At 58.6% G+C, this 249-nt stretch carries 1 protein-coding gene; it reads left to right on the top strand.

The genetic code is table 11. The features are described from left to right. Positions 1 to 56 precede the first annotated feature (56 nt). The coding region (locus R2R70_RS22130; protein ID WP_410979218.1) for a hypothetical protein at positions 57 to 249 on the top strand (193 nt) is incomplete at its 3' end.

Raw genomic sequence — 249 nt, 5'->3', positions numbered from 1 at the left:
CGAAGATCCTGGCGAGTGTGCGGCCGGGGCCGCGGGGCTGGGGTTGCGGTGACGTCATGCGCACTCCGGTTTTTGCATTGTTGTTTCGCCAGCGATACGACAGCAGAAGACGTGCCTGGTTTCTTGCCCGAATGTGCGAATGTGCGAATCTGCAATCTGCGCTCGCCCGTCTTGTTTGCCATCTTTCAATGAACCATCAAAACGATTCGAAACGTCCCCCCGTTGACGTGAGCGCGCCGCTCGTCGAAG

It is taken from the genome of Cobetia sp. SIMBA_158 (assembly GCF_046566945.1).
GTDB lineage: Bacteria > Pseudomonadota > Gammaproteobacteria > Pseudomonadales > Halomonadaceae > Cobetia > Cobetia amphilecti.
Note: the sequence above shows the minus strand (reverse complement) of the source record. Positions and strands in the feature narration are given on the sequence as shown.